General features: G+C 70.8%; 8 protein-coding genes and 1 pseudogene. 5 read left to right on the top strand and 4 right to left on the bottom strand.

Annotation, left to right across the window (positions count from 1 at the left end; genetic code table 11):
* Window positions 1-346: 346 nt before the first annotated feature.
* Complete coding sequence (locus CA984_RS41070) at window positions 347-1,312, top strand: asparaginase (protein WP_242676458.1); 966 nt, start codon at window positions 347-349, stop codon at window positions 1,310-1,312.
* Between the two features lie 105 nt (window positions 1,313-1,417).
* Here CA984_RS41070 and CA984_RS41065 read toward each other — a convergent pair whose 3' ends face one another.
* A complete protein-coding gene (locus tag CA984_RS41065) occupies window positions 1,418-2,167 on the bottom strand; it encodes a TetR/AcrR family transcriptional regulator (RefSeq protein WP_242676457.1) in 750 nt (249 codons plus the stop codon).
* 142 nt (window positions 2,168-2,309) lie between these two features.
* On the opposite strand from CA984_RS41065, the gene CA984_RS41060 reads away from it, so the two are divergent.
* Entirely contained in the window at window positions 2,310-2,828 is a 519-nt protein-coding gene (locus CA984_RS41060) for a hypothetical protein (protein WP_086578744.1), read from the top strand.
* Between the two features lie 116 nt (window positions 2,829-2,944).
* Here CA984_RS41060 and CA984_RS41055 read toward each other — a convergent pair whose 3' ends face one another.
* A complete protein-coding gene (locus CA984_RS41055) occupies window positions 2,945-3,274 on the bottom strand; it encodes a DUF3140 domain-containing protein (protein WP_086578743.1) in 330 nt (109 codons plus the stop codon).
* 322 nt (window positions 3,275-3,596) lie between these two features.
* Here CA984_RS41055 and CA984_RS41050 point away from each other — a divergent pair, with 322 nt between their 5' ends.
* Window positions 3,597-4,442: an NAD(P)H-binding protein gene (locus tag CA984_RS41050; RefSeq protein WP_086578742.1), complete on the top strand. Its 846-nt coding sequence runs from the start codon at window positions 3,597-3,599 to the stop codon at window positions 4,440-4,442.
* Window positions 4,443-4,550: 108 nt separating this feature from the next.
* Here the strand turns inward: CA984_RS41050 and CA984_RS41045 are convergent, their stop codons facing one another.
* The gene (locus CA984_RS41045) at window positions 4,551-5,558 is read right to left on the bottom strand and encodes a YihY/virulence factor BrkB family protein (protein WP_086578741.1); all 1,008 of its coding nucleotides are present in this window, start codon (window positions 5,556-5,558) and stop codon (window positions 4,551-4,553) included.
* Between the two features lie 405 nt (window positions 5,559-5,963).
* Here CA984_RS41045 and CA984_RS41040 point away from each other — a divergent pair, with 405 nt between their 5' ends.
* Complete coding sequence (locus CA984_RS41040; RefSeq protein ID WP_086578740.1) at window positions 5,964-6,476, top strand: DUF2243 domain-containing protein; 513 nt, start codon at window positions 5,964-5,966, stop codon at window positions 6,474-6,476.
* Entirely contained in the window at window positions 6,469-7,053 is a 585-nt protein-coding gene (locus tag CA984_RS41035; protein ID WP_242676456.1) for a hemerythrin domain-containing protein, read from the top strand. The genes CA984_RS41040 and CA984_RS41035 overlap by 8 nt, the downstream gene beginning before the upstream one ends.
* A gap of 258 nt (window positions 7,054-7,311) precedes the next feature.
* Here the strand turns inward: CA984_RS41035 and CA984_RS41030 are convergent.
* A pseudogene (locus tag CA984_RS41030) lies at window positions 7,312-7,821 on the bottom strand (hypothetical protein); the annotation flags it as partial.

Genomic DNA, 7,821 nt, shown 5'->3' with positions numbered 1-7,821 from the left:
GGGCTACGGGCTGCGCAGCCTGGCCCGGGACGTGGAGACGTTCGGCGGCACCCTGGTCTACGGGCCACTGGAGGGCCGGAGCTGGAGCGTGGTCGCCACGTTCCCGCTGCTCGGCTCCGTCCGAGCCGTGCCGGGCAGTGACGATCCTCGATAAGTAACCCCATTGGGGGTATGGATGGGTTATAAATAGAGGCGCGTGCTGTGGGCGGCCCCGCGCCGGCCACGGTGATCGGGTGTGAACCATCGGCCGCCGCGGTCGCCACGACAGGTCCGGGACGGCCGGCCCGCCGGATCACGGGACGCCCGCAGGGCCGGCCCCCGTAGTGACCGTCGAAGGGATCATGTGGTGAAGCGTGTGCTGCTGCTGGCGACCGGTGACACCATCGCCTACTCCCGCCGTCCCGCGGGCGTCGCCTCCGGGGCCGGACTCCTGGAGACCATCCCCCCAGACGCGCTCGCGGCGGACGTGGTGGTGGAGGACGTGATGGCGGAGCCCAGCTGGGACACGTCGCCCTCGACCATGCTGGGACTGGCCCGCCGGGCACGTTCGGCCATCCTTGAGCGGGGATTCGACGGGGTCGTGATCACTCACGGCACCGACACGCTGGAGGACTGCGCCTTCCTCGCCGACCTGCTCGCGGGCCGGGCGGCGGAGCACGGGGGCATCGTCCTGACCGGCGCCATGCGGTACCTGGACGACCTGTCCGCCGACGGCCCGCGCAACCTGGCCTCCTCCGTCACCGCCGCCGCCGATCCCGCGCTGCGCGGCGCCGGGGCCGTCGTCTGCCTCAACGACGAGCTGCACGCCGCTCGCTGGGTCACCATGACCGACGCCACGAGCGTGGCCGCCTTCTCCTCGGCCCCCTTCCCCGTCCTGGGCCGCGTGGCCGGCGGGCGGGTCGAGACGCTCGCCGAGCCGCCGCCCCGGCCGCCCGCGGCGGCGGGGGAGCCGGAGACGGACGTCGCCCTGATCAAGACCTACCCGGGGATGGATCCCGTGCTGCTGACCGCGGTCGTGGACGCCGGGGCCCGGGGCATCGTGCTGGAGGGGACCGGCATGGCCAACGTACCGGTCAGCCTCTTCACGACGATCAGCGAGCTGACGGAGTGGGGCATCCCGGTGGTCGTCGCCTCACGGTGCCGCACCCGTCAGGTCCCCCTGGAGGACCTGCCCCTCGGAACGGGCCTCGCCGGGAAGGTGGGGGCGATCGGCGCCCGCGGTCTCGCGCCCTCGAAGGCGCGCGCCGCACTGATGGTCGCCCTCGGGACGGGCGGGCCGCGGGCTGTGCGCGACTGGTTCGGCAGGCTCTGACCCGCCGGTGGCGACGCGGCGTGTCCGGGGGATTCCCGGGGGCGGCCGATGAGGTGGGGGGCGCGGCAGGCGGATCGCCGACGCCGCCGGTATGCGCGAGCCCGCTCAGCTTGAGGGGTCTCCGGATCCGCCGGGCGTCGTGACGGGTCGTTGGCGCGGATCCGGGCCGGCCGGTGCGCGCGGGCCGGTGATCTGGTCCTCAAGGCCGTCGAGAAGGGCCTGGAGGCCGAACTCGAAGGTCTGGTCGGGGGCGGTGGCGTAGGCCGCGGCCGCCGGTGTGCCGAGGCGGGCGCGCAGCCGGGGGAACCGCATGGCCACTTCGCTCGCCTTGGCCATCGTGTCCTGGAACAGTGCTTCGGCGTCCGCGCCGTCCCGGCTCAGCCGCCTGGTCAGGGAGGCCGTCGCCGACACGCCGAGGACGTTTCCCAGCACGAATGTGAAGACGGTCGCCGCGGCGCGGTCGGCCTGCGTGCCGACGAAGCCGGCCCTTTCGTAGACGGCGAGGTTGTGGTCGTCGTGGCGTGCCTTGCCCGGGCCGTAGAAGAGGTGGGAGCCGAAGGCCTGGACGAGCCACGGGTGCCGGCTGAACATCGCGTGCAGGCTGGTGGCCATCGCGGTGGCCGCGGCGCGCCAGCCGACCGTGTCGAGGTCGGGTAGTTCGACCTCGTCCCAGAGCCGGTCGCCGACGAGCAGGATCAGGTCGTCCTTGTTCTTGACGTGCCAGTAGACCGCCGTCGCGACGGTGCCGAGCCGCTTGCCCAGACTGCGCATGTTCAGGCCGTCCAGGCCTTCGTCGTCGAGCAGCTCGACAGCGGTCCGGAGGATCTGTTCCTTGGTCAGTGTGTCGCGCGGCATGCGCTCACGATAGGTCACCCGGCCTGAATTGCACAAAGTTCAAGACATGACTTGCACTTAGTTCAAGTAGGGGTCTACGGTTCCCTTGAACTTAGTGCAAGTCGCTGAGGCGCCAGAGAGCGTCCAATGAAGGAGATCGACCATGAACGCTTTCGCCGCCGTCATGCAGCTGCTCGTCGCCACCGCCTTCGTGAGCATCCCGCTGGTGCGCCACCGCTACGGAACCAGCGCGATGGCCGGCGCCCAGGCCGAGCTGACGCGCCAGGGCGTACGGACCACCGTTCTTGCCGAGAACGGGATGAGGTTCGACGCCGGCGGCCACGAGACGTGGGCTCCGGTCTCGATCGCCGCGGTGATGGCGGCGACAGCCGCGGTGAACCTGTCCGACGGCTCCTGGGCCGAGCCCCTGACCTGGGTCTTCCAGTCCATCGTGCTGCTCGTCAACTGCGTGATCCTCTACAGCCAGCTGACCGCCACGGAGTCCGTGCGGGCCGCCTTCGCCCGCAAGGGCGACCCGATGCTGGCCCGCGTCGACGTGCCGGCCCTGCTCAAGGCGGCAGAGGACGGCTTCCCCTCCTGGACGTGGACCCTTCAGAACGTACGGCACGCCGTGGTGTTCGGCGCCTCGATCCTCGCTCTGGCGGCGACGGCCATCGCCTGACGCGCCAGGCCCCCGCTCCGGCGGCCCCCGGCCGCCGGCCGGCGAGCCCGCCGACGAGCGGCCCGGCCGGCACCCGCGGACGGAGAAGATCGAGACGCCCCGAAGATCATTGACGCCTACTTGAGCGGGTCGTGGCCCCAGTTCATCAGGGAGTATCTCCACGGGGTGTCATGGACGTCGCCTGACGGGCGCTGCGCGAGGTGGCGGCGGACGTAACCGGTCACCTCCCGCATGTGGGCGTAGTCCTCGTCGGACAGGCCGTCCTCGCCCTTCCGGAGAATCCCCACGATCCGGCGGCCGGACTCGTGGCCTATCGACTCACTACGGCCGGACTTGTCCCCGACGGCCTTGGAGTCCCGCGTGTCCAGCCAGCTCTCCAGCTCGCCGGCCGTCATGTTGACCGCCTGGTGAAAATCCGTGGCGATCTGCTCCCTGTCCTCGGTCATGCTGGTCTTCCTCCATGGCGCCGGCGGCCGGTGCGTCCTTGCTCCGGTTGTCGCTCGTACGCTCTCGTCCTACCCCCTTTATCGAATCGGTCATCCGGGGGCGTACCTCCTTGGTGCCCCCACCCTCTCCGTACGTCGACGCCCCTTCTCCGTACGGCTGCGCCCGCGGCTTCTCCGTACGGCTGCGCCCGCCTCCGATTCCGTACGGCCGTGCGGGATCGGCGGCGGCTTGACTTAAACCAAGGTTCAAGTCGCAGGCTGGTCGCAGATCCCCGCCGGTGACGGGCCGGGGGATCTCCATCGGCGACGAAAGGGATGTCTGATGATTCTTGTGACCGGGGCGACCGGCAATGTCGGCCGGCAGGTCGTGTCCCAGCTCCGGGACGCGGGCGCCGCCGTCCGGGCGCTGGTCCGCGACCCCTCCTCCGCCGGACTGCCCGAGGAGGTCGACGTCGTGCGCGGCGACCTGTCCGCGCCGGACACGCTGGAGGCGGCGCTGGACGGGGTCGAGTCCGTGTTCCTGGTGTGGCCGTTCTTCACCGCCGACGGCGCCCCCGCGGTCCTGGACGCGGTCGGGCGGCACGCGCGCCGCATCGTCTACCTCTCCTCGGCGGGCGTGCGCGAGGACGTCGAGCGGCAGGGTGATCCGATCAACCAGTTCCACGCCGACGTCGAGCGGCTGATCGAGCGGTCCGGGCTGGAGTGGACCTTCCTGCGGGCCGGCGGGTTCGCGACCAACGCCCTGGCGTGGGCGCCGGAGATCCGCGACGGCGGCGTCGTCCGCGCTCCCTTCGGCGCGGCGACCAGGTCGCTGATCCACGAGCGGGACATCGCGGCCGTGGCGGTCCGCGTGCTGACCGGCGACGGGCACGGCGGGGCGAAGCATCACCTGACCGGGCCCGAGCTGCTGTCGACGGTCGAGCAGGTGCGCGCCGTCGGCGAGGCCGCCGGCCGCCCGGCGCGCTTCGAGGAGGTCCCGGTCGAGGAGGCGCGCCGGCAGATGCTCGCCTCGGGCTGGCCGGCCTCGGTCGTGGACGGGATCTTCGACGCCCACGCGGGGATGGTGACGGAGCCGGAGCGGATCACGTCCACGGTGGAGGAGATCACCGGGGTGCCGGCCCGCACGTTCCGGCAGTGGGCGGCCGACCACGCCGACGACTTCCGCTGAGATCCCGGCCGCGCCGGTGGTTGCCGCCGAGCCCGTATCCGCCCCCGGCCGCGCCGGTGGTTGCCGCCGAGCCCGTATCCGCTCCCGGCCACGCCGGGAGCCCGCCGGTCACTCGTCGTCGAACTTCCGGGTGTCGCGGGGCTCGGTGTAGGGCTCCTCGTCGGCGGGCATGCCCGCCTCGATGGCGCGTTCACGGGCGAGTTCGGCGTCGAACTCGACGCCGAGCAGCACGGCGACGTTGGTGATCCACAGCCAGATCAGGAAGACGATGACGCCGGCGAGGGCGGCGTAGGTCTTGCTGTAGGAGCCGAAGTTGGCCACGTAGAACCCGAACGCGGCGGACGCGGCGATCCACAGCACGACGGCGATCATGCTGCCGGGGGTGATCCAGCGGAACCCGGGGTGCTGGACGTTGGGCGCGGCCCAGTACAGCAGGGCCAGGACCAGCGCCACGATGATCACCAGGATCGGCCACTTGGCGACGCCCCAGATCGTGAGCCCGGTCTCGCCGATCCCGAGGACCTTTCCGGCCTGTTCGGCGAGCCCGCCGGTGAAGACGACCGCGACCGAGCCGACCGCCATCAGGATCACCAGGACGGCGGTGATGCCCAGGCGCAGCGGCAGGGTCTTCCAGACGGGCCGGCCCTCGGGCATCTCGTACATGACGTTGGCGGCCCGCATGAACGCCCCCACATAGCTTGAGGCGGACCAGAGCGCGACGGCGATACCCATGATCGCGGCGATCCCGGCGGCGCGCTGGCTGCTCTGCAGGGCCTGGAGCACGGTGTCGATGGTCTGCCGGGCGGGGCCGGGGGCCAGGGCGCCCAGGTTGTCGACGAGCGACTGGGTGGCCGACTGGCCGAACAGCCCGAGGACGGATATCACGGCCAGCAGCGCGGGGAAGATCGACAGCACCGCGTAGTAGGTGAGCGCGGCGGCCCAGTCGGTGAGGTTGTCCTCCTGGAACTCCTTGACGGTGCGTTTGAGGACGCCCCACCACGACCTCTTGGGCAGCTCCGTCGGGCTGCCGGGCGCGGTCTCGCTCTCCGGCCGCAGGTCGGGCCCGCCTGTCGGGGGCCTGTCGCCCGCCGGCCGTTCGACGTCGTGATGTGACATGGGTGCACCGTCTCTGAATGGAGCCGCCTCCCCGTGACGAGGGTGGCGGTGTCGCTTACAACCGCTGGAAGCTGGAGGCGGGATGGTCCGATCCGATCGCCTGCGGGGCTCCGCCGTGCGTCGGGCACTTCCCGGTCCGGCTGGCGTCCGCGCACCGGTGGCTCCGGGGATGTGCTTCTTCGCATGGGACCGGCGCTACCCTGCTGGAACCCACACATTCACAAAATGGCTGAAACAGAGTTAAATACCCTCCCTGCCGAGGGGGCGGCGATAAACGCCCGGGAGTCGCGAGCGGACGAGCGGGGCATCGCCCGCCGGCCGTCCATGACGGGTCCCCCGGCTGCCCGGAGGTAAACAATCCCGCGTCCCGGGCGTGGCCGTCCTCCCTGCGGGAACCAGCCGCACATGACTGAATCGCATCGGCACGACGCATCCGCCGCTGACCGCCGAGCCGGCGTCTCCCCACGGTCCGCGGGGTTGGTGCTCGGCTTCGGGGTGGGAGGTTTCATCGATGGGATCGTCCTGCACCAGCTCATGGGCTGGCATCACATGCTGAGCGGCTGGTACCCGAACGACGAGCGCGTCAACATGATCGGCGACGGCCTGTTCCACCTCGGCTGCCTCATCGTCGTCGTCGCCGGGGTGCTGATGCTCTCCCGGGTGCGGCCGGTGCCGATCGCGGAGATCATCGGCTGGATGATCGCCGGCTGGGGTGCGTTCAACCTCCTCGAAGGGCTGATCGACCACCAGATCCTCGGCGTCCACCATGTCCGGCACGGCCCCGGGGAGCTCCTCTACGACCTCGGTTTCCTGCTCTCCGGCGTGGTCCTGATCGCGCTCGGCACTTTCATGGCCCGAGTTTCGGGAGCAAGGCGGGGGTATGGACACGAGTTCTCGAAGGGAGAGCGCCATGAGTGACCGTCAGAAGAAGCCCGAGTCGATGGGCGAGAAGGACGTCGTGGATCTGCTGCTGGCTCAGCACTCGCTGATCAGGGATCTGTTCGACGAGGTCGAGAAGGCGCCCGCCGAGGCGCGTGCGGAGGCCTTCCAGCGGCTGGTGCGGCTGCTCGCCGTACACGAGACGGCCGAGGAGGAGGTCGTGCACCCCTATGCCCGCCGCAAGATCGACGGTGGTGAGGGAGTGGTGGACGACCGGCTGGCCGAGGAGAACGAGGCCAAGCAGCTGCTCATGCGGATGGACAAGGCGGGGGTGGAGGATCCGCAGTTCCTGACGGACCTCGCGGTGCTGAGGGCGGCCGTGATGGCCCACGCCCGTAGCGAGGAGCGCTACGAGTTCACCCAGCTGCGCGCCCAGACGAGCGAGGCCGAACGCCGGGCGCTGGCCGCCGGGGTGAAGGCGGCCGAGGCGCTCGCTCCGACCCATCCGCACGCCGGGGTGGAGTCGGCGACCAAGAACCTGCTGGTGGGCACGCCGGTCGCGATGATGGACCGGGCCCGCGACGTGATCCGGCAGGCGATGGGCAAGACCGGCTGACACCTCCGCGCGGCTCGCGGTCACGTGCCGCGGTCCTGCTGCCTGCGGTCACGTGCCGCGGTCCTGCTGCCTGCGGTCACGTCCCGCGGTCCTGCTCATGGTCACGTCCCGCGGTCCTGCCCGCGGTCACGTGCCGCGCTCCTGGTCGCGGTCACGTCCCGCGGCCCTGGTCGCGGTCACGCCCTGCGGTCACGTTCCGCGGTTTCGAGGTCCGCCCCTGGACCGGGTGCCGGTCGGCACCCGGTCACCGCCTGGCGGCTAGCGGTCGGTGCGCAGGCTGGGCACCGGGTGCGGGCCCTCGGTCTCCAGCCGGTACTCCTCCCCGGACTTGGCCCGGTTGTCGTCGATGACCTGCTCGCTCGGCGGCTTCTCCCCGCCGTGGATGTTCTCCTGCATCCGCTCGAACCGCTCGTGCATGTCCTGCACGTAACCGGTGCCCAGCGTGGTGAAGTCGATCTGGGTGGCGATCAGCTCACGCAGGTAGTCCTTGTTCGGCTCGAAGGTCACCGGCGCGGGCAGCGCGGGCGCGAGGACCTCCTGCGGATCACGGCCGTCATGACGCTTGAACAGCTCCACCGCCAGGCGCAGATGCTCCAGCTCCATGTTCAGGTGCAGCTCCCAGATCGCCTTGACCTTCGGGTCGGACTCGGTCTCCATGAACGAGTGGTAGAGGTAGCACTCGTTGTACTCGTGGTTGAGCAGCATCTCCCACCACGTCTCACCCGGGTCGACCAGCGACTCGTAATGCGTGACGTGCTCCTCCTCGAT

The sequence above is a fragment of the Streptosporangium minutum genome (genome assembly GCF_002149035.1).
Classification (GTDB): domain Bacteria; phylum Actinomycetota; class Actinomycetes; order Streptosporangiales; family Streptosporangiaceae; genus Streptosporangium; species Streptosporangium minutum.
This window is presented reverse-complemented; position numbering and strand designations above follow the sequence as displayed.